The 23,774-nt window shown below is 67.8% G+C and carries 22 protein-coding genes; 15 read left to right on the top strand and 7 right to left on the bottom strand.

Annotation, left to right across the window (positions count from 1 at the left end; genetic code table 11):
- Positions 1–32: 32 nt before the first annotated feature.
- On the bottom strand, positions 33–656 hold the full coding sequence (locus tag FHW78_RS18700) for an OmpW family outer membrane protein (protein ID WP_183644280.1): 624 nt from the start codon (positions 654–656) through the stop codon (positions 33–35).
- A 243-nt stretch (positions 657–899) separates the two neighbouring features.
- Here FHW78_RS18700 and gap point away from each other — a divergent pair, with 243 nt between their 5' ends.
- The 12 genes from gap (at position 900) to FHW78_RS18640 (ending at position 15,334) form a co-directional block, all read left to right on the top strand.
- On the top strand, positions 900–1,904 hold the full coding sequence (gap, locus tag FHW78_RS18695; RefSeq protein WP_183644277.1) for a type I glyceraldehyde-3-phosphate dehydrogenase: 1,005 nt from the start codon (positions 900–902) through the stop codon (positions 1,902–1,904).
- A gap of 221 nt (positions 1,905–2,125) precedes the next feature.
- Positions 2,126–4,846, top strand: a complete 2,721-nt coding sequence (locus FHW78_RS18690) for a DUF2339 domain-containing protein (protein ID WP_183644274.1) — start codon at positions 2,126–2,128, stop codon at positions 4,844–4,846.
- Positions 4,843–6,222: a DUF3999 domain-containing protein gene (locus tag FHW78_RS18685; RefSeq protein ID WP_183644271.1), complete on the top strand. Its 1,380-nt coding sequence runs from the start codon at positions 4,843–4,845 to the stop codon at positions 6,220–6,222. Before FHW78_RS18690 ends, FHW78_RS18685 begins: the two co-directional genes overlap by 4 nt.
- A 71-nt stretch (positions 6,223–6,293) precedes the next feature.
- The gene (locus FHW78_RS18680; protein ID WP_183644268.1) at positions 6,294–7,469 is read left to right on the top strand and encodes a phosphoglycerate kinase; all 1,176 of its coding nucleotides are present in this window, start codon (positions 6,294–6,296) and stop codon (positions 7,467–7,469) included.
- Positions 7,466–8,107, top strand: a complete 642-nt coding sequence (locus tag FHW78_RS18675) for an HAD family hydrolase (protein WP_183644265.1) — start codon at positions 7,466–7,468, stop codon at positions 8,105–8,107. The genes FHW78_RS18680 and FHW78_RS18675 overlap by 4 nt, the downstream gene beginning before the upstream one ends.
- A 255-nt stretch (positions 8,108–8,362) precedes the next feature.
- Positions 8,363–9,829 (top strand): pyruvate kinase, encoded by a 1,467-nt coding sequence (gene pyk / locus FHW78_RS18670; RefSeq protein WP_183644263.1) that lies wholly within the window; start codon positions 8,363–8,365, stop codon positions 9,827–9,829.
- A gap of 57 nt (positions 9,830–9,886) precedes the next feature.
- Complete coding sequence (locus FHW78_RS18665; protein ID WP_183644260.1) at positions 9,887–10,285, top strand: hypothetical protein; 399 nt, start codon at positions 9,887–9,889, stop codon at positions 10,283–10,285.
- Positions 10,286–10,319: 34 nt separating this feature from the next.
- Positions 10,320–11,324: a class I fructose-bisphosphate aldolase gene (locus tag FHW78_RS18660; RefSeq protein WP_183644257.1), complete on the top strand. Its 1,005-nt coding sequence runs from the start codon at positions 10,320–10,322 to the stop codon at positions 11,322–11,324.
- 187 nt (positions 11,325–11,511) lie between these two features.
- Positions 11,512–11,985 carry a MarR family transcriptional regulator gene (locus tag FHW78_RS18655; protein ID WP_183644254.1) on the top strand — a complete coding sequence of 158 codons (474 nt, stop codon included), beginning with the start codon at positions 11,512–11,514 and terminating at the stop codon, positions 11,983–11,985.
- Between the two features lie 11 nt (positions 11,986–11,996).
- Entirely contained in the window at positions 11,997–13,097 is a 1,101-nt protein-coding gene (locus FHW78_RS18650) for an HlyD family secretion protein (RefSeq protein ID WP_183644252.1), read from the top strand.
- Between the two features lie 154 nt (positions 13,098–13,251).
- Positions 13,252–14,796, top strand: a complete 1,545-nt coding sequence (locus FHW78_RS18645; RefSeq protein WP_183644250.1) for an MDR family MFS transporter — start codon at positions 13,252–13,254, stop codon at positions 14,794–14,796.
- A gap of 151 nt (positions 14,797–14,947) precedes the next feature.
- Entirely contained in the window at positions 14,948–15,334 is a 387-nt protein-coding gene (locus tag FHW78_RS18640) for a VOC family protein (RefSeq protein ID WP_218533678.1), read from the top strand.
- A gap of 96 nt (positions 15,335–15,430) precedes the next feature.
- On the opposite strand, the gene FHW78_RS18635 is transcribed toward FHW78_RS18640, so the two are convergent.
- The 3 genes from FHW78_RS18635 to cysG all read right to left on the bottom strand — a co-directional run bounded on the left by FHW78_RS18635 (position 15,431) and on the right by cysG (position 19,129).
- Positions 15,431–16,465: a proline iminopeptidase-family hydrolase gene (locus FHW78_RS18635; RefSeq protein WP_183644246.1), complete on the bottom strand. Its 1,035-nt coding sequence runs from the start codon at positions 16,463–16,465 to the stop codon at positions 15,431–15,433.
- Positions 16,466–16,698: 233 nt separating this feature from the next.
- Positions 16,699–17,658 (bottom strand): cysteine synthase A, encoded by a 960-nt coding sequence (gene cysK / locus FHW78_RS18630; RefSeq protein ID WP_183644244.1) that lies wholly within the window; start codon positions 17,656–17,658, stop codon positions 16,699–16,701.
- 25 nt (positions 17,659–17,683) lie between these two features.
- Positions 17,684–19,129 carry a siroheme synthase CysG gene (gene cysG / locus FHW78_RS18625; RefSeq protein WP_183644241.1) on the bottom strand — a complete coding sequence of 482 codons (1,446 nt, stop codon included), beginning with the start codon at positions 19,127–19,129 and terminating at the stop codon, positions 17,684–17,686.
- Between the two features lie 181 nt (positions 19,130–19,310).
- On the opposite strand from cysG, the gene FHW78_RS18620 reads away from it, so the two are divergent.
- From FHW78_RS18620 to FHW78_RS18610, 3 genes are all read left to right on the top strand, one after another.
- Positions 19,311–20,294, top strand: a complete 984-nt coding sequence (locus tag FHW78_RS18620; protein WP_141453949.1) for a LysR family transcriptional regulator — start codon at positions 19,311–19,313, stop codon at positions 20,292–20,294.
- Between the two features lie 69 nt (positions 20,295–20,363).
- On the top strand, positions 20,364–20,897 hold the full coding sequence (locus FHW78_RS18615) for a nuclear transport factor 2 family protein (RefSeq protein ID WP_183644238.1): 534 nt from the start codon (positions 20,364–20,366) through the stop codon (positions 20,895–20,897).
- A gap of 10 nt (positions 20,898–20,907) precedes the next feature.
- Positions 20,908–21,246: a hypothetical protein gene (locus FHW78_RS18610; protein ID WP_183644235.1), complete on the top strand. Its 339-nt coding sequence runs from the start codon at positions 20,908–20,910 to the stop codon at positions 21,244–21,246.
- 13 nt (positions 21,247–21,259) lie between these two features.
- On the opposite strand, the gene FHW78_RS18605 is transcribed toward FHW78_RS18610, so the two are convergent.
- From FHW78_RS18605 to FHW78_RS18595, 3 genes are read right to left on the bottom strand one after another with little or no spacing between them, the layout of a single operon-like run.
- Positions 21,260–21,616, bottom strand: a complete 357-nt coding sequence (locus FHW78_RS18605; RefSeq protein ID WP_183644232.1) for a hypothetical protein — start codon at positions 21,614–21,616, stop codon at positions 21,260–21,262.
- 32 nt (positions 21,617–21,648) lie between these two features.
- Positions 21,649–22,413 carry a LytTR family DNA-binding domain-containing protein gene (locus FHW78_RS18600; protein ID WP_183644229.1) on the bottom strand — a complete coding sequence of 255 codons (765 nt, stop codon included), beginning with the start codon at positions 22,411–22,413 and terminating at the stop codon, positions 21,649–21,651.
- The gene (locus tag FHW78_RS18595) at positions 22,406–23,674 is read right to left on the bottom strand and encodes a histidine kinase (RefSeq protein ID WP_183644226.1); all 1,269 of its coding nucleotides are present in this window, start codon (positions 23,672–23,674) and stop codon (positions 22,406–22,408) included. The genes FHW78_RS18600 and FHW78_RS18595 overlap by 8 nt, the downstream gene beginning before the upstream one ends.
- Positions 23,675–23,774: the final 100 nt, after the last annotated feature.

The following is a 23,774-nucleotide window of genomic DNA, read 5'->3' as shown; positions in this document are numbered from 1 at the left end:
AACCGACATGACCCGCTCCGGTGGTTACAGGCTTAGAACTTCAGTACATATGCCGCGCCGTAGACGAGCGGATCGATCTTGGCCTGGCCGAGCTTCACGCCGTCGAGCTTGACGTCGCTGTCGATGTCCATCCAGCGCACGTCCACGCGCACGGCGCCGCGTTCGCTGACCTTGAAATCCAGGCCGGCATGCGCGGCCAGGCCCCAGGAGTCCTTCAGCTTCAGCTTGCTGCCGGCGAGCGCGCCGTGGGTGTCTTCGCTAAAGAACGTGGTGTAGTTGACGCCCGCGCCCAGGAACGGCGACACCTTGCCCTGGCCGTTGAAGTGGTACTGCAGGGTGAAGGTCGGCGGCAGGTGCTTGGTGCTGCCGACCCGGCCCAGGCCCTTGATCTCGATGTCGTGCTTGAACGGCAGCGCGGCCAGCACTTCCAGGCCCAGGTTGTCGCGCAGGAAATATTCGAAGGTCACGGTCGGCTTGACGTCGCTGTCGATGTCCAGCGCCAGCGCGCCACTGGCCAGCTTGCCGTTGTCGGATTTCGGGTTGACCTGGTGGACGCCGAAACCGAGCGTCCAGTCGCCCTTGGATTGCGCGAAGGCGGGCAGCGCGGCGCCGGCTAGGGCAACGGCGAGAACGGCGGATACGAGGGGCTTGTTCATGGGGCTTCTTCTTCTCGATGGGACGTGTGGGTGAATCGATGTGCGCAGTGTCCGCGCCCGCGCGGCGCGTCGCCTTGATCCGGATCAATGGGGCGTGAAGAGGCCGGGAATGCATGCGGAGCGGGCATGGCCCCGGCATTCGCGCCCGCCCCTCCGTCCCGCATGGCCGGCCGCGCCGGCCCTGATAGAATGGTCATCCCGTCAACCCCGCCGCGCCGGGCGCGGCCGCAGGAGTCCCGAGCAATGTCGATCAAGGTTGGTATCAACGGCTTCGGCCGCATCGGTCGCAACGTGTTGCGTTCCGCCGTGCAGAATTTCGCCGACGACATCGAAATCGTCGCCATCAACGATCTGCTGGAACCGGACTACCTGGCGTACATGCTGCAGTACGACTCCGTGCACGGCCGCTTCAAGGGCGAGGTGAAGGTCGAAGGCAACACCCTGATCGTCAACGGCAGGAAGATCCGCCTGACCCAGGAACGCGATCCGGCCAACCTCAAGTGGGACGAAGTCGGCGCCGAAGTGGTGATCGAATCCACCGGCCTGTTCCTCGACAAGACCACCGCGCAGAAGCACCTGGATGCCGGCGCGAAGAAGGTCATCCTGTCGGCGCCGTCGAAGGATGACACCCCGATGTTCGTCTACGGCGTCAACGACAAGACCTACAAGGGCGAGGCCATCATCTCCAACGCCTCGTGTACCACCAACTGCCTGGCACCGCTGGCCAAGGTGCTGCACGACAAGTGGGGCATCAAGCGCGGCCTGATGACCACCGTGCATGCCGCCACCGCCACCCAGAAGACCGTCGACGGTCCGTCCAACAAGGACTGGCGCGGTGGCCGCGGCATCCTGGAAAACATCATTCCCTCCAGCACCGGCGCGGCCAAGGCGGTCGGCGTGGTGATTCCGGAACTCAACAAGAAACTGACCGGCATGAGCTTCCGCGTGCCGACCAGCGACGTTTCGGTGGTGGACCTGACCTGCGAACTCGAGAAGCCGGCCACCTACGCCGAGATCTGCGCCGAGATGAAGTCGCAGAGCGAAGGCGCGCTGAAGGGCATCCTGGGCTATACCGAGGACAAGGTGGTCGCCACCGATTTCCGCGGCGACACCCGCACCTCGATCTTCGACGCCGACGCCGGCATCGCCCTGGACGGCACCTTCGTCAAGCTGGTGAGCTGGTACGACAACGAGTGGGGCTATTCCAACAAGTGCCTGGAAATGGTCCGCGTGGTCGCCGGCAAGTAATCAAGCCAACCGGGACTTTCCGGAAGCAATACGCGAAGGCGCCTGCGGGCGCCTTCCGCGTTTACGGGTATCGCCGTGATATACCGGTTGGCCAGCGGGAGGCGACCCGGGGGCAGCTTCTTGCAATGCCCCGGGCTTTGCCGGAGGCTGCGGACGCGAATCCGGACGCGGACCCGACTTGCGGCGCGCCGGATCCATGACGAGGACGGGAAATGGATGACTTGGCGGGAGTGTTGGTCCTGATCGGTCTGGCCGTGCTGGCGGTGCCGGTACTGCTGATCCTGGCGCTGGTGTCGGTCGCCGGATTGAAACGGCGGGTCGCCGCGCTGGAACAGCAACTGGATGCGCTACGGAGAAACGCCGCGGCCGCCACGGGCGCGCCCGCGACGGAACAGGCGCCGCGCGCGACCGCACCGGTCCGCGAGCGGGTCCCGTCGGAGCCGCAAAGCGACGATGTGTCCACGCCCACGCCCACGCTCGCCGAGCTGATGCGCTCGTCCGCGCCCGAACAGGCGCCGCCGCCGCGTGCGGCCGCGCCGGTACCGCCGCCTTTGCCCCCGGCCGAGGCGACCGCGCCGGCCGCCGCATCCACGCACGTACCGCCGCCTTCCGCGCCTGCCGAACCGCCGCGTCCGGATTTCATCAGCCTGGGGCTGCGGGCGGTCAAGCGGTGGTTCACCGTCGGCAACGTGCCGGTGAAGATCGGCGTGCTGGTGCTGTTCGCCGGCGTGGCCGCGCTGTTGAAGTACGCCAGCGACCAGGGTTGGCTGCGCCTGCCGATCGAACTGCGCCTGGCCGGCATCGCGGCCGCATCGCTGGCGGCGCTGGTATTCGCCTGGCGCAAGCGGGAAAGCAATCGCAGCTTCGCGCTGTCGTTGCAGGGCGGCGCCATCGGCATCCTGCTGTTGACGGTGTTCGCCGCGTTCAAGCGCTACGAACTGCTGGAGGCCGCACCGGCGTTTGCCCTGAGCGTGATCCTGATCGCCGGAGCGGGGGCGCTGGCGGTGTTGCAGAACGCCAAGGCGCTCGCCGTGTTCGCGATTCTCGCCGGCTTCCTGGCGCCGATCTGGCTGTCCACCGGCAGCGGCAACCATGTCGCGCTGTTCTCGTACTACGCGGTGTTGAACGCCGCGATCCTGGGCGTCGCCTGGTGGAAACCGTGGCGTATCCTCAACCTGCTGGGCTTCGTCTTCACCTTCGGCATCGGCACGATCTGGGGCGTGCTCGACTACCAGCCGACCAAGTTCGCGACCACCGAGCCGTTCCTGCTGCTGTTCTTCGCGTTCTACCTGATCATTCCGCTGCTGTATGCGCGCCGGCAGCCGGAAGGCCGGCGCGGACTGGTCGAAGGCTGCCTGGTGTTCGGCACGCCGCTGGTCGCGTTCTCGCTGCAGGCGGGATTGCTGCAGGGCGAACGGCTGCCGCTGGCGTTCAACGCGCTGGGATTGGCGGCGCTGTACGCGTTGCTGGCGGCGGCGCTGCGCCGACGCGGCGGTTTCGAACGGATGGTGCCGTCGTATGCGGTGCTGGCGGTCGGTTTCGCCACCCTCGCCGTGCCGCTGGCGCTGTCTGCGCATGCCACCGCCAGCGTGTTCGCGCTGGAAGGCGCGGCGCTGGTCTGGCTCGGCCTGCACCAGCGGCGGCGGTTGCCGCTGATTAGCGGTACCGGTTTGCAGTTGCTTGCGGCGTTCGCGTTCCTGCTTGGCCTGAGCCCGGTGCTCCCCGATATCGCCGTCGCCAATCCGGCCTTCATGGGCGCGCTGCTGATCGCGCTGGCCGGACTGGCGAGCGCGTGGGTGTTGCGGGCGCACGGCAAGCCGATGCCGGCGCTGGCGTTCTATCTGTGGGGAATGGCGTGGTGGCTGGGCACGACGGTCAGCGAGATTGGCCGGTTCGTGGCCTGGGATGCGCGCGCCGATGCGCTGCTCGTGCTGGTCGCGTTCACCGGCTGGATCGCGGCCGAGGTGCATCGCCGTCGTCCCGCGACCGCGCTCGCGATGACCACCTTGCTGGCACTCGCGGCGGCCCTGCCGCTGGCGCTGGCGCAGACCCAGGCCCACGGACAACCGTTCGCCGGCTACGGCGCGCTGGCCTGGCTGGCGTATGCGGTCCTGGGCGTGCGCAGCCTGCTGTGCCTGCGTTCCAGCGAACACGCGCTGGCCGGCTGGGCGCAATTCGCGTGGCTGCTGGTGTGGCCCGCGGTGCTGTCGATGCTGCTGGAATGGACCGGCGGACGTTTCGAACTGGCCGAGGGCTGGCGCGTGCTGGGCATCGGCCTGCCGTGGCTGGCGGCCGCGGCGCTGGGCCTGTTCCGCTGGCCGTGGCTGGCGGCGCCGCTGGGCGAGCGCTTCGAAGGTTATCGCGGCACGCTGCTGGCGGTGCTGTTCGTGGTGCTGGGCATCGGTGGACTCGGATCGCTGTGGCTGGCCGGCGCGGCATCGCCGCTGCCGTGGGTGCCGCTGCTCAACCCGCTGGAACTGGCGCAACTGGCGATCTTCGTCCTGTTCGCATGCTGGGCATGGTCGCCGCAGGCACCGGAACTGCTGCTGCGGTGGCGGCCGATGGTGCTGGCGCTGCTCGGCTTCGTGCTGATCACCTCGGTCGTGTTGCATGCCGTGCACCATTGGGGTGGCGTGGCCTGGAACGATCGGTTGATTTCCACGGGCCTGGCCCAGACCAGCCTGACCGTGGTGTGGAGCGTGCTGGGCGTGATCGGCTGGATCGCCGGCTCGCGTCGCGGCCAGCGCGGCCTGTGGCTGGCCGGCGCCGTGTTGATGGGCGTGGTGCTGGTGAAACTGATCCTGGTGGATCGCGGCAACCTGGGCGATGTGCTGGGCATCGCTTCCTTCATCGCCTATGGCCTGCTGTGCACGGTGGTCGGTTATCTCGCGCCGGCGCCGCCGCGCGTGGCCGGCCCGGAGAATGACGGAGAACACGCATGACCCCGATCACACCGCGCGCGGCAAAGGCCGCGCTCGCCCTGCTGGCCTTGCTGGTGGCCTCGCAGGCGCTGGCCGGTTCCCGCAGCGACTATGCGCGCGAGTGGCCATTGAAGGCGGCGCAATCCGACGCGGGCGCCTACCGGGTGACGCTGGATGCCGCCGTCTACCGGCAGGTGCAGTCGCCTGAGCTGAAGGATCTGGAAGTGTTCGATGCACGCGGGCAGGCGGTGCCGACGGCGTTGCTCGAAACCGATCGTCCGCAGGCGGCCACAGCCCGCCGGCAAACGCTGCCCTGGTTTCCCCTGCCGGTGATGAGCGGCACGGCATCGCGCGACATCGCCGCGATCAGCGAGATTGCCACTGATGGCAGCCTGCGCCGGGTCGAGCTGCGCGGCACGGACGCGCAGGACGGCGGCATCCTGATCGATGCCAGTCGCCTGGAGGCCGCGCCGGTCGCGCTGCGGGTGCGCTGGAGCGCGGGACAGGCGCCCTTCGATCGCGCCTACCGGGTGATGGCATCCGACAATCTGCGTGACTGGCAGACCGTGCAGGAGGAAGGACACCTGGTCGAACTGGAGAATCAGGGCCAGCGGGTCATGCGCGATCGCATCGAGCTTGAGCCGGTGAAGGCGCGCTACCTGCGGCTGGCCCCGCTGGCGGCGGGGACGCCGCTGCGCGTTGAACAGATGGAGGCCGAACTGGCGACGGCGGCGCACGAGCCCGACTGGGCCTGGCAGGAACTGGCGGGAACGCGCACCGAGGAGCCCGCAGGCGCCGTGCACTACGAATTCGTCTTGCCCGGACGCTTTCCGGTGGAGCGCGCCGACGTGCTGCTGCCCGGCAACAGCACCCGCGCGTGGACCTTGGAGTCGCGCGACGATCCGGCGTCGCCCTGGCGCCGCGCGGCATCGCCCTGGGTGGCGTACCGCTTGCAATCCGGCGACCGCGTCGATGCCTCGCCGTCGCAGCCGCTGGATGGCCTGCGCCGGGATCGCCACTGGCGCCTGACCGGCGCGCGCGGCGCGCAGACCGAAGCGCCCCGCCTGCGGCTGGGCTATCGGCCCGAGACGCTGGTGTTCGTGAGCCAGGGCGAACCACCGTTCGCGCTCGCGGCCGGCAGTGCGCGCACCCGCCGCGACGATGCGCCGCTTGCGGAACTGGTCGCCGCGCTGCGGAGCCAGCGCGGCCCCGCCTGGCAACCGGCGGTGGCGACGCTGGGCCAGGCGCGCGTGCTGGCCGGCGATGCCGCGCTGGCGCCCGCGCCACCGCAGCGCGACTGGAAGGCCTGGCTGCTGTGGGGGCTGCTGGTGGCCGGTGCCCTGCTGGTGGCGGGATTCGCCTTCAGCCTGCTGCGCAAGCCGCCACCCGCGGGCTGAGGGCCCGCGGTTTGCGGCGCCTGCGCGCAGCCGGGACAATAGGCGTCTTTCCCCGCCCCGAAGGAATGCCCATGTCCATCGTCCGCATGACCGACCTCGACCTCGCCGGCAAGCGCGTGCTGATCCGCCAGGATCTCAACGTGCCGATCGAGGACGGCCGGATCACTTCCGAACAGCGCATCACCGCGTCGCTGCCGACGCTGAAGCAGGCGCTGGGGCAGGGTGCGGCGGTGATGGTCACCTCGCACCTGGGACGTCCGAAGGAAGGCGTGTGGAGCGAAGCCGATTCGCTGGCGCCGGTGGCCGCGCGGCTGTCGGAACTGCTGGGCGTGGAGGTGCCGCTGGTGCGCGACTGGGTGGACGGCGTGGACGTCAAGCCGGGCCGGATCGTGCTGCTGGAAAACTGCCGCATGAACGTGGGCGAGGGCAAGGATGACGAGGCTCTGTCGAAGAAATACGCCGCGCTCTGCGATGTGTTCGTCATGGACGCCTTCGGCACCGCGCACCGTGCGCAGGCTTCGACCCATGGCGTCATCCGTTTCGCCGGCGTGGCCGCCGGCGGCCCGCTGCTGATGGCCGAGCTGGACGCGCTGGCCAAGGCGCTGGACAAGCCGGCCCGTCCGCTGCTGGCGATCGTGGCCGGCAGCAAGGTCTCGACCAAGCTGGAATTGCTGTCCAACCTGGTCGGCAAGGTGGATCAGCTGATCGTCGGTGGCGGCATCGCCAACACGTTCATCGCCGCCGCCGGTCATGCGGTCGGCAAATCGCTGTACGAGCCGGATCTGCTCGACACCGCGCGCAAGATCGACGCCGACGCGAAGGCACGCGGCGCCGACATCCCGCTGCCGTCCGACGTGGTGGTGGCGAAGGAATTCAAGGCCGATTCGCCGGCCGAGGTGAAGGCGGTCGATGCGGTGTCCGCCGATGACCTGATCCTCGATATCGGCCCGCAGACCGCGCAGCGCTACGCCGAGCTGATCCGTTCGGCCGGAACGGTGGTGTGGAACGGACCGGTCGGCGTGTTCGAGTTCGACGCGTTCGGCAAGGGCACCGAGGCGCTGGCGCGCGCAATCGCGCAGTCGCCGGCGTTCTCGATCGCCGGCGGTGGCGACACCCTGGCCGCGGTCGACAAGTACGGCATCGCCGGCGAGGTGAGCTACATCTCCACCGGTGGTGGCGCGTTCCTGGAATTCCTGGAGGGCAAGACCCTGCCGGCGGTGGCCGCGCTGGAGGCACGCGGACAGTGACGCGCGACACCCTGTTCTTCGATCTCGACGGCACCCTGATCGATTCCGCCGTCGGCATCACCCGTTGCGTCGCCTATGCACTGGAGCAATTGCGGCATCCGGTGCCAGCCGACGCCGAGCTGCGCCGCTGGATCGGCCCGCCGCTGCGCACCAGTTTCGGTCCGCTGCTGAAGGAGCCGCGGCAGGTGGAACTGGCGGTCGAACACTATCGCACCCGCTTCGAATCGCACGGCTGGGCCGAGCACGAGGTCTACGAGGGCATCGGTGAGGCAGTGGAGGCGCTGCACGCGCGGGGACATCGCCTGGCGATCGTCACCGCCAAGAACGAGCCGCATGCGCGCAAGATCATCGCGCACCTGCCGTTCGGTCATCGGTTCGAGGATGTCATCGGTTCCACCATCGACGGCAGCCTCAGCCACAAGCCGGAGCTGATCGCCGAGGCGATGCGCCGCCTGTCGCTGGCACCGGAACAGTGCCTGATGATTGGCGATCGCCACATGGACATCGATGGCGCGCGCCATCATGGCATGCGCAACATCGGCGTGCTGTGGGGATTCGGCGGCGAGGCGGAACTTCGCCAGGCCGGCGCTGATCACCTCGCCACGCGACCGCCGGATCTGCGCGCGCTGCTGGCCTGAGTATCGCGGGCACGCGCGGACCGGCGCGCAAACCGGGGTGCGATCGCAGCATGGCAACGCACTCAAGAGACCAAAAAAATACCAGTATCGGCATCGGCGCGAAGTTCACGAAACCGCTGTAAAACAGCGGTTTCACTGGATCCCGCGCAGGCTCGTGCCGCACCTGCCGACGCGCGGTACGCCACCTGTCCGCGTGGATCATTGCAGTGCCCGTGCGGTGTGGTAGCGTTTGCGCCAATTCAGGGAAACGCACCAATGATCGAACGCCAGCGCCGCACCAAGATCCTCGCCACCCTCGGACCGGCCACCGACCCGCCGGGCGTGCTTGACGAGCTGTTCCGTGCCGGCGTCAACGTGGTCCGCCTGAACTTCTCCCATGGTGATCCTTCCGGCCAGGCCAAGCGCGCCGCCGCGGTTCGCGCCGCCGCGCAACGTGCCGGTGCCGAAGTCGGCATCCTCGCTGATCTGCCGGGGCCGAAAATCCGCATCGAGCGTTTCGCCGAGGGCAAGGTCGTGCTCAAGGCCGGTGCGCGTTTCGATCTGGTCGCCAATGCCAGTGCGCCGGCCGGCGATGTCTCGCAGGTGGGCGTGAGTTATCTGGGGCTGCCCGGAGACGTGACCCACGGCGACACCCTGCTGCTCGATGACGGCCTGATGCAGCTGCGGGTGGAGCAGGTGGAAGGCGAGCGCATCATCACCACCGTGCTCAACGATGGCGTGCTGTCCGATCGCAAGGGCCTGAACAAGCTCGGTGGCGGCCTGTCGCTGGGCGCGCTGACCGAGCGCGACAAGGAACTCATCGCCATCGTCGCCGAGATTGGCGTCGACTTCATCGCGGTGTCGTTCTGCCGCAATGCCGAGGACATGAACGAAGCGCGCCGCATCGCACGCGAGCATGGCAGCGATGCCGCGCTGGTGTCCAAGATCGAGCGCACCGAGGCGATCGAGAACCTGGCCGAGATCGTCGAGGCGAGCGACGTGGTGATGGTCGCGCGTGGCGACCTGGGCGTGGAGATCGGCGACGCCGAGCTGCCCGGCCTGCAGAAGAAGATCATCCGCGAGTCGCTGGCCCGCAATCGCGTGGTGATTACCGCCACCCAGATGTTGCAGTCGATGGTGGACAACCCGATTCCCACCCGCGCCGAAGTACTGGACGTGGCCAACGCGGTCATCGACGGCACCGACGCGGTGATGCTGTCGGCGGAAACCGCGGCCGGCAGCTATCCGGTCAAGGCGGTCGAGGCGATGGCGCGCATCTGCCTGGGTGCGGAAAAGCAGTTCGAGACCGATACCGATTTCGAGAAGGCGCCGCGCGATCTGGCGCGCGCCGACCAGGCCATCGCGATGGCCGCGATGTTCCTGACCGAGCACATCGGCGTGCGCGCGATCGTCGCGATGACCGAATCCGGCGGCACCGCACGTTACCTGTCGCGGTTCCGCGCGCGGGCACCGGTCTATGCCTTCTCGCGCCACGACGGCGCGCGCCGGCGGATGGCGATGATGCGCGACGTGTTCCCGATCGCGTTCGACAGCCGTGGCCTGGCGCCACGCGAAGCCGCGCGCGAGGCGATGCGCTGCCTGTACGACCGCAAGCTGCTGTCCGAAGGCGACCGCATCATCTTCACCAGCGGCGACCACATGGAAAAGCACGGCGCCACCAACACCTTGCGTCTGCTGCAGATCGGCATGCAGGGCCAGGCCGAAGGGCTGGGCGAGTTGTAATTGCCTTCCATTCGGGCGAGGCCGCACGCTCCCGCCCGGAGAATGAAAGCGGAGTTCATGACCAGGACCAATGCCTATACGCTGCTGTGCGTCGCGATTCGTGCCGTCGTGGTGTGGTTCTCCGCTTCCCTGTTGCTGATGACTCCCGGCCTGATGATTGCCATGCGCGATGGCACATACCAGGGCGATGCGATCTGGTTGGGCCTGGCGGCGATTCTGCTGCCGGCGCTGGTGCCGGGCTTGGCCTGGCTGTTTGCCGACAAGCTGACACGCCTGGCGCTGGCGCGGCCGCAGGAGTCCGTGTTCGAGAGCCGGATTCCGTGCACCGCTGGCGTTATGGCCGACTGGAAGCGGAGGAGTCCGCTCCGGACTGAATCGTCACTCCGTTGTTACGCTGTGCTTGTAACCGTTTGCAAATTTCCGGTGGCCCAAGCTGTTTCCGTGATTGGGCTATAATTGGTATCTTTCCCGCCGCTCCTCCAGGACCCACATGAGCATCGAACAGCTTGCCGAAACCGCCCAGGCCATGGTGGCCGCGGGCAAGGGCATCATCGCGATCGACGAATCCACCAGCACCATCGCCAAGCGCTTCGCCGGGGTGGGCATCGAGAACACCGAGGAAAATCGCCGCGCCTATCGCGAACTGCTGCTCACCACGCCCAAGCTGAGCGACTACATTTCCGGCGCCATCCTGTACGACGAGACCATTCGCCAGTCCACCAAGGACGGCGTGCCGTTCGCCAAGTACATGGCCCAGCACGGCATCATCCCGGGCATCAAGGTCGACAAGGGCACCCACCCGCTGGCCGGCTGCCCCGGCGAAGTGGTCACCGAGGGCCTGGACGGCCTGCGTGATCGCCTGAAGGAGTACTACGCGCTGGGCGCCCGCTTCGCCAAGTGGCGCGCGGTGATCAACATCGGCGAGGACATCCCGACCGGCACCTGCATCGAGGCGAACGCGCACGCGCTGGCCCGCTATGCCGCGCTGTGCCAGGAAGCCGGACTGGTGCCGATGGTGGAGCCGGAAGTGCTGATGGATGGCGAACACGACATCCAGACCTGCTACGAAGTGACCGAAGCGGTGCTGCGTTCGCTGTTCGCCGCGTTGTACGAGCACAACGTGCTGCTGGAAGGCACCATCCTGAAGGCCTCGATGGTCGTGCCCGGCAAGGACTGCCCGGACCAGGCCGACGTCGAGGAAGTGGCCGAATCCACCGTGATGTGCCTGAAGAGCACCGTGCCGGCGATCCTGCCGGGCATCGTGTTCTTGTCCGGTGGCCAGAGCGACGAGGACGCCACCGCGCACCTCGACGCGATGAACCGCCTCGGCGCGCTGCCGTGGCCGCTGTCGTTCTCGTATGGCCGCGCCATGCAGCAGGCGGCGCTGAAGCTGTGGTCCGAGGATCTGAAGGGCAACTTCGCCAAGGCCCAGTCCACGGTCTACGCCCGCGCCAAGGACAACGGCCTGGCCGCCCTTGGCAAGTGGGAAGGCTGAGCCCGTAGCGCCGAGCTTGTTCGGCGAAACGAGAGTCCAGAAAGTCCAAAACGCCGGCCACGCGCCGGCGTTTTGCTTTTCCTCCCCGGCAATCGCCGGACAGCGAGGGCGCTCCAAACTGAACGCCCGTTCAAGAAAACGGCCGCTCCTGTATTTAGCTGCCTAGGCAGCTATATCATAGGCAGCCATGAGCGAGTCCTGTAATCCCGCTTCCCTCGGCTACCTGATTGCCGACCTCAGCCGCCTGTATGGGCGGGTGTTCGATCGGCGTGCCGCGCACCTGGGCCTGACCCGGGTCCAGTGGCGCGCGCTCAAGCGCATCCACCAGAACGAAGGCCTGACCCAGGCGGCGCTGGCCGACGTGATGGACATGGAGCCGATCGCGGTCGGCCGGGTGGTCGATCGGCTGCAGAAGGCCGGCTTCGTCGAGCGTCGCAACGATCCCAACGATCGCCGTTGCTGGCGGCTGCACCTGTCGCCGCAATCGAACGAACTGATGGATCTGATCGAGGACGTGGCCACCGGTCTGCGTGAGGACAGCCTGGCCGAAGTCGCGCCCGATGACCTGCGGATCACCCTGCAGGTGCTGGGCCAGATCCGCGAAACCCTTTCCCAGCTCGACCGCGCCAGCCGCGGCGAGTCCTCCCTTCGCAAGTCCTGACCCCGCCCCCCATGACCACCAAGATCAATGCCGCCGCCGAGCAGGCGGCCACTCCCGCATCTCCCAAGCGCCGGCGCGTGCCGGTCTGGCTGTGGATCGCCGCACCGGCCGCGGTCATCGGTTTCTTTGCCTGGGAATGGGTGGTATCCAACCGCCAGGTCGGCACCGACAACGCCTACATCAAGGCCGAACGCATCCTCATCGCGCCGCAGGTCGGCGGCCGGGTGGTGGAAGTGGCGGTCAGCCAGAACCAGGTGGTGAAGAAGGGCGATCTGCTGTTCCGCATCGACCCCGAACCGCTGCAGATTGCGCTGGCGCAGAACGAGGCGACCCTGGCCTATGTCGCCAACACCACCAGCGCGAGCCGCGCCAAGGTGACCGGCGCCGGCACTTCGGTCGCGGCCAAGCGCGAAACCCTGGCCTGGGCGCAGCGCGACCTCGCGCGCATGCAGCAGCTCGCCGGCCAGCAACTGGTCTCACGCAAGATGCTCGACGACGCGCGTCACGCCGTGGCGGAAGCGAAGACCGATCTGGCCGACGCGATCGCATCCGAATCCGAAGCCAACGCGGCGCTGAGCGGCGATTCGCATACCCCGCTGCAGGATCTGCCGGGCTATCGCGGCGCGATGGCGATGCTGGCCAAGGCCAAACTGGACCTGGCGCACGCCGAAGTTCGCGCGCCGGTCGATGGCATCGTCGGCCTGCACGATCTGCAGGTGGGCGAATACATCAACGTCGGCCAGACCGCGATGCCGCTGGTCGCCACCAACCCGATATGGGTGGAAGCCAACTTCAAGGAAACCGAGTTGACCCGGATGCACGTCGGCCAGCAGGCGACCGTCGAAGTGGATACCTATCCGGGCGTGAAGTGGAAGGCGCACGTCGCCTCGATCGCGCCGGCGTCCGGCGCCGAGTTCAGCGTGCTGCCGCCGCAGAACGCCACCGGCAACTGGGTCAAGATCGTGCAGCGCATTCCGGTCCGCCTCGAAATCGACGGCGCCGATCGCAGGGACGCTCCGCAACTGCGCGCCGGCATGAGCGCCGACGTGGAGGTCGACTTGCGCGATCCCGACGGCGGCGGCCATGCCGGCAAGGCCACCGCGGCGCGCTGAAGCAAGCTGTTTGTTACCGTCATTCCGGGCGTCTGCGGACCGCATAGCGGCGCTGTGGTGGAGTCGCGAAGGGTTCCGCGGCGCTCCGGGATGACCTCTGATTCTCCATGGCGCGACGCATGCGCGCGCCGCCCCGTGCCACGCCGGTGACGCCATGATCAGCCGATTGAAGAACGACAACGCGAACGGCAACCGCACCCTGCTGGTGGTGTCGGTGATGCTGGCCACGCTGATGCAGGCGCTGGACACCACCATCGCCAACGTCGCGCTGCCGGACATGCAGGGCTCGCTGTCGGCCACCCAGGACCAGGTGTCGTGGGTGTTGACCAGCTACATAGTGGCTGCCGCGATCCTGACTCCCGTCACCGGCTGGCTGGCCGGTCGGCTGGGACGCCGGCGCCTGCTGATCATCGCGGTGGGCGGATTCACCGTCGCCTCGCTGCTGTGCGGCATCGCCACCGGCATCGGCGAAATGGTGTTCTACCGCGTGCTGCAAGGCGTGTTTGGCGCCTCGCTGGTGCCGATCTCGCAGTCGCTGCTGCTGGATTCATTCCCCAAGGAAAAGCACGGCGCGGCGATGGCGATGTGGGGCATGGGCATCATGGTCGGCCCGATCCTCGGTCCGCCGCTGGGTGGCTTCCTGACCCAAAACTACAGCTGGCACTGGGTATTCCTGATCAACCTGCCGATCGGCATCCTCGCGCTCATCGGCATCCTGGCCAGCGTGAAGAAGGACCAGCCGCACGAGCGCCCGCTGGACGGCATCGGCCTGGGGCTGCTGGCGCTGGGCATCGGCGCGTTGCAGCTGTTCCTGGATCGCGGGCAGGGCGAGGACTGGTTCGGCAGCCTGGAAATCCAGATCGAAGCGGCGCTGGCGTTCCTGGCGTTGTACACGTACGCACTGTGGTGGTGGCGCCACCGCGAGCACGCGCTGCTGGATCTCGGGCTGCTGAAGAATGCCAACTTCGCGGTCGGCTGCGCGCTGATCTTCATCGTCGGTATCGTGCTGTTCGCCACGCTCGCGCTGCTGCCACCGTACCTGAGCACGCTGATGAACTACCCGGTGCTGACCATCGGTCTGGTGCTGGCGCCGCGCGGTGTCGGCACCATGCTGAGCATGATGGTGGTCGGGCGCCTGCTGGGACGGGTGGATGCGCGCGGCCCGATCCTGGTCGGCATGGGCCTGATGGTGCTCTCGCTGCATGGCATGACCCAATTCGGCCCGACCGCGTCGATGTCGTCGATTGTCTGGCTGGGCGTGATCCAGGGCCTGGGACTGGGATTGGTGTTCGTGCCGATTTCAACGGTCGCCTATGCGACGCTGGAACCGCACCAGCGCACCGAAGCGGCCGGCTTGTTCAGTCTGGTCCGCAACATCGGCTCGTCGGTGGGCATCTCGGTGGTGATGACGCTGCTGTCGCGCGCCGGCCAGATCAACCACGCGGAGATCGGCGCGCGCATACCCGCCTTCGGTGCCGAGACTACCCTGCTGCCGCCGATGTGGAATCCGGATACCGTGAGCGGCGCGGCGCTGCTCAACGCCGAGGTGATGCGGCAATCCGCGGCGATTGGCTATCTCAACGACTTCAAGCTGATGATGTTGCTGACCCTGGTGTCGATGCCGCTGGTGCTGTTGATGCAGAGCGGCAAGCATCCGACAGGCGGATCCGCGGGCGCGGATGCGGCAGCGGCGCATTAGCGGGCATCACCTCATTGTAGGAGCGACGTGAGTCGCGACCGCATGCCTGGCACTGGATTGGGGCGCGACTTGCGTCGCTCCTACATCGCGATCGCGGCGAGCAGTCGCGACTCACGTCGCTCCTACAGGATGCAGGGATAGAATGATGTCCATGAAACTGCTCGGCATCCACCACGTCGCCATCATCGCTTCGGACTATGCGCGTTCGCGGCGTTTCTATGTCGAGGTGCTGGGATTGGATGTGATCGCGGAGCATTACCGCGAGGCGCGCGATTCCTGGAAGCTGGATCTGCGGTTGGACGAGCGCACCCGGATCGAATTGTTTTCGTTTCCCTCGCCGCCAGCGCGGGTGTCGCGGCCCGAAGCGTGCGGCCTGCGCCATCTGGCGCTACGGGTGGCGGACCTGGATGCCGCGGTCTCCCATCTGGAAGCGCATGGCGTGGCGGTGGAACCGATCCGGGTGGACGAGTTCACCGACCGGCGTTTCACCTTCTTCGCGGACCCGGACGGGTTGCCGCTGGAGTTGTACGAGGATTGACGCTTGCCTGTGGGAGCGACGTAAGTCGCGATTCGCGATGGCACCGTCAGTCAGGATTTCGCGACTCACGTCGCTCCCACAGGAACGGGGAATCGATCAACGACCCGCGTCGGTATCGCGCAGGAAATCGATCAGCCCGTTCACGTAGGTGCTCTGGTCGTCGTACATCGCCATGTGGCTGCCTTCCGGGCAGAACAGGTAGCGACCTTTCGGCAGCCGCTTGCTCATCATCTCCATGTAGGCCGGATCCATGGTGTCGTGGCGTGCGCCGATGACGAGGGTGGGTACGGGGATCTTTCCCAGGTCAGCGGTGCGGTCCCAGTCGGCGAGGATGCCGCTGGCACCCAGTTCGCTCGGGCCCTGCATCGGTACGTAGACCTTCTTGTTGATGTGGGCGAATGAGCGGTTGACCGGTTCCGGCCACTGCGCGGCCGGCATGCGCAGGACGTGCGCTTCGTAATGCGGCAACAGCAATTCCATGTAGCGCGGATCGTCGAAGCGCTTGTCCTTCTCCAGTTGCCTGATCTCGGCCAGCGCGACGGGATCCATCTTCGGTTCCAGCACCTTGTGCGCGTAGTCGTTGTACGCTGGAATGCTGGACATCATGTTGGAGATGATCAGGCCCTTGAGATGCTGCGGATACTTGAGCGCGTATTCCATCGCCAGGATGCCGCCCCAGGAATGCCCGAGCAGATAGAAGTTGCTCCCGTCCAGCTTGAGCGCCTGGCGGACATGCTCCACTTCCTCGACGAAACGCGCGGTGTCCAGCAGGCGCGGGTCATCGGGTTGATCGCTGTAGGCCGAACCGAGCTGGTCGTAGTAGTAGTACTCGATGCCGGCGGCCGGCAGGAAGCTGTCGAAGGCCTCGAAGTATTCGTGGGTGGCGCCTGGACCGCCATGCAGCAGGAGCAGCTTGATGCGCGGATTGTTGCCGACCCGCTTGGTCCAGACCTTGAAGTCGCCGGCGGGCGTGTGGATCGGAATCATGCGCGCGCCGCCGGACAACACGTCGTCTCGGCCGGTGTTGTCGAAGTAGCTTGCCGGTGGTGTTGGCGGCGAGGACTGCGCGGCAGCCGCGATGCCGGAGACGAGGAACAGCGACGACAGCAGCAGCGAACCGGCCAGCTTCATGGCGGACTCCAGGCGATGGACCATGCCGAGCCTAGCAACGCGCCCGAAGCCGCCGCAACCGGCGGCGTCATAACAGGATTGTCCGGGACGGGAACCGATGTGCCGATGTTCGCGCCGGATGCATGCGCGGGCACCTTCCGGCATCGACGAGAGCCACGGACGTTGATATGCGGCGTACCGGGACACGCACCGGCGACGATCCGTGCCCGGATCGCCGCCACCTCAACGCCGGCTCAGCCCAGCGAGGCCAGCCACTCGTCGTCGGAGCCTTCGTTGACGCCCTCGAACAACGGGGTGGAGAAGTAGCGTTCGCCGGTATCCGGCAGCACCGCCAGGATGACCGAACCTTCGCCGGCCTTTTCCGCCACCTGCAAGGCGGCGGCGACGGTGGCGCCGGCGGAGATGCCGACGAAGATGCCTTCCTCGGCGGCCAGCCGCCGCGAGGTGGCGATGGCGCTGGCATCGTCCACCGTCAGCAGTTCGTCGAATACTTCGCGGTTGAGCACTTCAGGCACGAAATCCGGGGTCCAGCCCTGGATCTTGTGCGGCGCCCATTCCTTGCCCTGCAGCAGCGACGCGCCGGCCGGCTCGGAGGCGGTGATGCGCACTTCCGGACGGGCCACGCGCAGCACTTCGCCCACGCCGGTGAGGGTGCCGCCGGTACCCCAGCCGGTGACGAAGTGATCCAGCCGGCGGCCGGCGAAATCGCGCAGGATTTCCGCCGCGGTGGTCTGCCGGTGGTAGGCGGGATTGGCCGGATTGGCGAACTGGCGGGCGAGGAACCAGCCGTGCTTCTTCGCCAGTTCCTCGGCCCGGCGAACCATGCCGCTGCCGCGTTCCGCGGCGGGGGTCAGGATGACCTTGGCGCCATAGGCGCGCATCAGCTTGCGGCGCTCGATGGAGAAGGTCTCGGCCATCGTGGCGACGAACTTGTAGCCGCGTGCGGCGGCGACCATCGCCAATGCCACGCCGGTGTTGCCGGAGGTGGCTTCGACGATCGTGTCGCCCGGTTTGAGCAGGCCCTTGGCCTCGGCATCCAGGACGATCGCCAGCGCCAGGCGATCCTTGACCGAACCGCCGGGATTGAACGACTCCACCTTGGCGTACAGCTCGACGTGCGAAGGCGCGACGCGGTGAAGTTTGACCACCGGCGTGCGGCCGATGGTGTCGAGGATGCTGTCGTGGATGGGCATGAGGGAATCTCCTGGAGAAGGGAAGTCAGGCGGCGTGCGGGAGTGTGGCCGCCGCCAGGTCATCGGGATGTGGTGGCGCGGCCAGCGGCGCGGGTCCGAACCAGTGCAGGGCATCGGCCAGGCCGGCGACCTCGCCGAGGATGAGCAGGGCGGGTGACCGCACCTGGTGATGGCGTGCGGTCCGCGCCAGCCCGTCCAGGCGGCCGGTGATCACGCGCTGTTCGGCACGCGACCCACTTTCAATCAACGCGAATGGCGTCCGGTCCGGACACCCTTCGGCGGAAAGTCGCGCCTGTACGGTTTCCAGCCCGGCCACGCCCATGTAGAACGCCAGGGTCTGCCGGCCCCGCGCCAGCGCGGCCCAGTCGAGGGTATCCAGCGAGTCCCGGCAGTGGGCGGTCACCAGCCGCACCGACTGGGCGTGGTCCCGGTGGGTGAGCGGGATGCCGGCGTAGGCCGCGCAGGCCACCGCCGCGGTGATGCCGGGGACGACCTCGTAGGGAATCCGGTGCCCGCGCAGGAACTCCAGTTCCTCGCCGCCGCGGCCGAACACGAACGGGTCGCCACCCTTCAGCCGCACCACCCGGCGGCCGGCTCGCGCATGTTCGAGCATCAACGCATGGATGCTTTCCTGGCGCACGCTGTGGCCCTGCGCCGATTTGCCGACCTCCACCCGCAGCGCGTCGCGGCGCGCCAGCTGCAGCACTTCATCGCTGACCAGGCGGTCGTGCAGGATCACGTCGGCCTCGTTGAGCGCGCGCAGGCCGTTGAGGGTCAGCAGGCCGGGATCGCCCGGACCCGCGCCGACCAGGACCACCGAACCCCGCGGCGGCGAAACAGGCGCCGCCAGGGCGTCGGCGAGCGCGCGTTCGGCCTGCTCCGTCCGCCGCTGCCGCAGCAGCCGCGGCAACGGGCCTGCCAACAGGCGTTCGAAGAAACGGCGGCGCGCGCCGGTTTCCGGGAAGCGCGCGCGGATGCGGCCGCGTTCGCGCGTCAGTAGCGCGGTCAGCGCGCCCCAGGAGTCATCCAGCCAGGTTTCCAGCTGGCGCCGCAGATGGCGGGTCACCATCGGCGCGCCGCCCCCGCTGGACACCGCGACCTGCAGATCGCCGCGGCGGACCACCGCCGGTACGTGGAAGCTGGACAGCACCGCGTCGTCGACCACGTTGGCGAACACCCGGCGGCGGCTGGCGGCATCGGCGACGGCGCGGTTGACCGTCGCGTCGTCGGTGGCGGCAATGACCAGCCAGACGCCGTCGAGTGCCCCGGCACGGAAGGTGCCGGGATCCCAGCCGATCAGGCCGGTGTCGGCCAGCAACTGCAGGGCCGGGGTCAGCGCGGGTGCCTGCACGTGGATGCGGGCGCCGGCTTCGCGCAACGCCTGCACCTTGCGTTCGGCGACCTCGCCGCCCCCCACCACCAGCACCGGACGGTCATGCAGATCGACGAAAAGAGGGAACAGGGTGGCCACGGCGGAGCATCTGGTTCGAGGCTCATGACCGTAGCTTTGGCACAGCGGCACAAGGAAATAACTTGCGCCGGATCGGACATGCCTTGCAGTTATAAGCCACCGGCGTTACGGTCCGGGAAAATCCTCTACAGTCCTCGCTCCCCCTGCGCCGCCCGCCGCGGCGCTTCCGAGACGGATTCCGATGACGCTGACCCAACTTCGCTACCTGGTGGCGATCGCCGATGCCGACCTCAACATCACGCTGGCGGCGGCCCGCGTGCATGCCACCCAGCCGGGCCTGTCCAAGCAGCTCAAGCAACTGGAGGACGAACTGGGCTTCCTGCTGTTCGTGCGCAAGGGACGCAGCCTGGAATCGGTGACCCCGGCGGGCGAGGAGGTCATCGAGCGCGCGCGCGCGGTGCTGGCCGAAGCCAACAACATCCGCACCTACGCGGCCAACCAGCGTCGCGAGAGCCAGGGCCAGCTGATCCTGGCCACCACCCATACCCAGGCGCGCTTCGTGCTGCCGCCGGCCGTCGCCCGGATCAAGCGGGCCTACCCGCAGGTCAGCGTGCACCTGCAGCACGCCGCCGAGAGCACCGCGTTGGATCTGCTGAGCCAGGGCGATGCCGACATCGCGGTGATCAGCACCGCCGGCGACGAGCCGCAGGGCGGCATCGCGGTGCCGCTGTACCGCTGGCGCCGGCTGGTGCTGGTGCCGCGCGGCCATGCGCTGGATCGCGACGGTGCCGCGCCGAGCATCCGCGAGCTGGTCGACCTGCCGCTGGTCAGCTACGACTCCTCGACCCGGCCGGGTTCCTCGCTGCAGCGCGCGTTCGCCAGCGTGGGGCTGGAGCCGACCATCGCCGTGACCGCGCTGGATGCGGATCTCATCAAGACCTACGTGCGCGCCGGCCTTGGCGTCGGCCTGCTGGCGGAAATGGCGATCGGCAGTGGCGACACCGACCTGCGCGCGTGGCCGGCCCCGCCGGAGATCAAGGAATGCGTGGCCTGGGCCGTGCTGCCGCGCGAGCGCGTGCTGCGCGATTATGCGCTGGAGCTGGTGCATGCCCTGGCGCCGCAGGTGGACCGGCGCGATCTGCGGCGGGTACTGGACGGCAACCAGGTCGCCGACTGGCCGACACCGCCCACCTGGGAATCCCTGACCCAGACCATCACCACCTGACGACGGCGGGACTACCGGCGCCGGTGGCGGAATCGCATACTCCCGCACTGATTCGAAAAGGACATCGACATGCGCATCGCGATCCTTCCGGCAATCCTTCCGGCAATCCTCCTGGCGTTCGGCCTGCCCGCCCTTTCCGCCGAACCGGCCGCCGGCCAGGTGACCTTGCCCGCACCGGAGGAACTGAAGCGGATCATCCGCGAACAGGATCTCGCCCTGTTCGCGATCACCTTCGAAACCTGCGACATCGAGGCGCTGAAGCCGATGCTGGCCGATGACCTGGAGTTCTATCACGACAAGGGCGGCGTGGTGTCACGCTCGGCCGCCGACTTCATCGCCGTCATCGAGAAGAATTGCGCGGCCTGGAAGGCACCGGATGCATGGCGTTCGCGCCGGGAACTGATCGAATCCTCGTTGCAGGTGGATCCGATTCCCGGCTACGGCGCGATGGAAATCGGCGAGCACCGGTTTCACGAACGCAAGGGCGATGGCCCCGAGAAGGCGGTCGGGATGGCAGGTTTCAGCCAGGTCTGGAAACTCGAAGGCGGGCAGTGGAAGCTTTCCCGCGTGCTCAGCTACGGCCACCGGCCACTGGTTCCCTGAGGGACGAGCGATGAAGATGATCTCCCGGATGGTGCTGCGCATGTACGCGCCGGCGGTGGTGATCGCCGCCGGTGGTTTCGTCGTGGCCGAGACGGTGGCCCGCACCCAGACCACGTTCAGCGGTTTCAGCAGCGGGCGCACCGCGTCGCTGTCGTTCCTGGCGGCGATCGTGCTGGGCACCGCCTGGGCACTGCATTCCAGCTGGCGACTGTACCGCTGGGCATTGGGGCGGGAGCGCCGCTGCGGTTGCGGTGGGCTGATGTCGCGGCCACGGTTGAACCGGCGCGGCGAGATCTATCGCAAGTGCATCGGCTGCGGCGGCAAGACGGTAATCCGCCACGTGCATTGAGCGGCGCGCGCCGCTAGTCCAGGCAGGTCGCCGCGTCGGGTTCGCGTTCGCGATCCACGCAGGTCCGTACCCCGCGCGGCAGGTTGTCGATGCGGCTTTCGCCGCCGACGTCCAGGACGAATGCCTGCAACTTGCGCGGCGGGCAGCTTTCGCCGGCGCGGCATTCGTCCGTCGCGACGATCAGGTAGTGGCATTTGCCTGTGGCGCTGGCCCTGCAGCGGAACAGGCCCTCGCCGGCGCGGATGACACTGCGGCTGTGGATCAGCTCCACACCGTTGGCCTCGCTGCGCACCACGGAGGTCACGGACGGTTTGTCCTGGCAGCCGACCAGGCTCAGCAGGAAGGACATGGCGGTGACGATGATGCGCATGGCGGGCCTCGACGAACGATGGGGAGCGGCGTTCACATGCCGCGGAACAGGGACATGAAGGGCTGGCTGACCAGCAGCGTTTCGGGGCGGTTGCGCAGGCGAAGCACGCCGCGTCCGACATCGTCGCGGGTGATCGAGGCGACCGCCTTCAGGTTGACGATGGTGGAGCGATGGATCTGCTTGAAGGTCCGCGGATCCAGCGCCTCCAGCAGTTCGCGCAGCGGCGTGCGCAGCAGCGCCTCGCCTTCGGCGGTCATCACCACCGTGTACTTGTTGTCGGCGCGGAAGTAGGCGACATCGTCGATCAGGATCAGCCGGGTTTCCTTGCCGGTGTTGGCGGTGATCCAGACCAGCGGCGGTTTGCCGGCGGCGGGCAACTGGTCGCCGAGCTGCTTGAGCAGGGCCGCCAGCGTGGCCGCGTCGGGATGGTGACCGCTGCGCTGCTGCAGGCGCTGGACGGTGGTGGCCAGGCGCTCGCGGGTGATTGGCTTGAGCAGGTAGTCCACTGCGCCCTGTTCGAATGCGCCGATGGCGTACTGGTCATAGGCGGTGACGAACACGATCTGGGTCGCGGGACTGGCCTCGGTCATCGCGGTGGCGACTTCCAGCCCGGTCAGGCCCGGCATGCGGATGTCCAGGAACGCCACGTCGGGCTGGTGCTCGGCGATGGCTTCCAGCGCGGAGGCGCCATCCTCGCATTCGGCGACCAGTTCCAGTTGCGGCCAGGTGTCGCGCAGCAGCGACGCCAGCGCGGTGCGCAGCAGTTCCTCGTCTTCGGCGATCACGGCCTTAGGCATGACGGGCGACTCCGGCCGGCTTGGACGGCAGGTTGAGGGTGGCGGCCACGCCCTGCGGGAAGTTGGAGATGATGGCGAACGAGGCATTGCCGCCGTAGGTCAGGCGCAGGCGTTCGCGCAGGTTCTTCAGGCCGATGCCGGTGCCACCGGTCTGGTTGCCGAAGCCCTGGCCGTCGTCGGCGACGGTGATCGCCACCTGGCCTTCCTGTTCGCGTGCGATGATCCAGATGGTGCCGCCGCCGGGCTTGGGCTCCAGGCCGTGCTTGATGGCGTTCTCAACCAGCGTCTGCAACATCATCGAGGGCATCGCGACATCGCGCAGCGCCTCCGGAATCTCCACCTGGGTGTTGAGGCGGTTGCCCATCCGGATCTTCAGGATCTCCAGGTAGGCCTCGGCGCGTTCGGCTTCCTCGCCCAGGGTGGAGACGGCATTCTCGGCGCGGGGCAGGGAGCGGCGCAGGTACTGGATGAGGTGGCCGAGCATGAGATCGGCGCGGGCGGGATCGGTGCGGGTCAGTACCTGCGCGCTGGCCAGGGTGTTGTAGAGGAAGTGCGGTTCCACCTGCGCCTGCAGCAGGTTGAGCTTGGCCACCGTCAATTCCTTCTCGGTGACGGTTTGCACGGTGTCGGCCTTTTCCTCGCGCCGGCGCTCGCCGATCCGGCGTGCGATCGCACGGACGATGGCTTCGGCGTTTTCCAGGTTGGTGCCGTTGTCCACCTTCAGCAGATCGCTCCAGGTGCTGGCTTCCGGCTCGCACAGCAGCGACACGCTGCAACTGCCGGCGCCCGGCGTGACGGTGGCGAGGATCTGGTTGCGCTTGGTGCTGAACCAGTTGAACACGTTGTATCGCGCCGGGCGGTCGTTGCCATAGGGATCCACGCGCTTGAGCTTGGCCTTGACCTGCAGGCTGTCGCGCGCGCTTTCCAGTTCCTCCACCCGCGGCAGTTCGCGCACCGCCGATTCGACCAGCAGGAAGGCTTCGTCGGCCTCCAGCGGAATCTCGATCCGGCGGTGCTGGCGGTTGGACAGGGTGTCGTGATCCAGCCGGCCGGCGACCAGGCTGACCCGGCGCAGGTGCGAGAAGGTGCTGATGACCACCGACAGCGCGACCAGCAGCGCCAGCAGGGCGAACACCGGTCCGGGTGCATCGTCGTTGCCGGTGATGACATTGAAAGTCCCGGCCCAGATCAGGCCGGCGAGCAGGAGCACGCCGGACCAGGCGGCGAAGATGCGGATGATGAAGAACAGGCTGGCGAACACGGCGGATCCATCGGTGTTGGATTGCCGCGGAGCATAGCCGGCCGGCGCCGGCGGGGAAGGGGGCCGGCGACGGAAGCCGGATTCGGGCGACGGAAACCGC

Origin of the sequence: Pseudoxanthomonas sp. OG2, from assembly GCF_014192765.1 — a bacterium.
In the GTDB taxonomy this organism is placed as follows: domain Bacteria; phylum Pseudomonadota; class Gammaproteobacteria; order Xanthomonadales; family Xanthomonadaceae; genus Pseudoxanthomonas_A; species Pseudoxanthomonas_A beigongshangi.
Note: the sequence above shows the minus strand (reverse complement) of the source record. Positions and strands in the feature narration are given on the sequence as shown.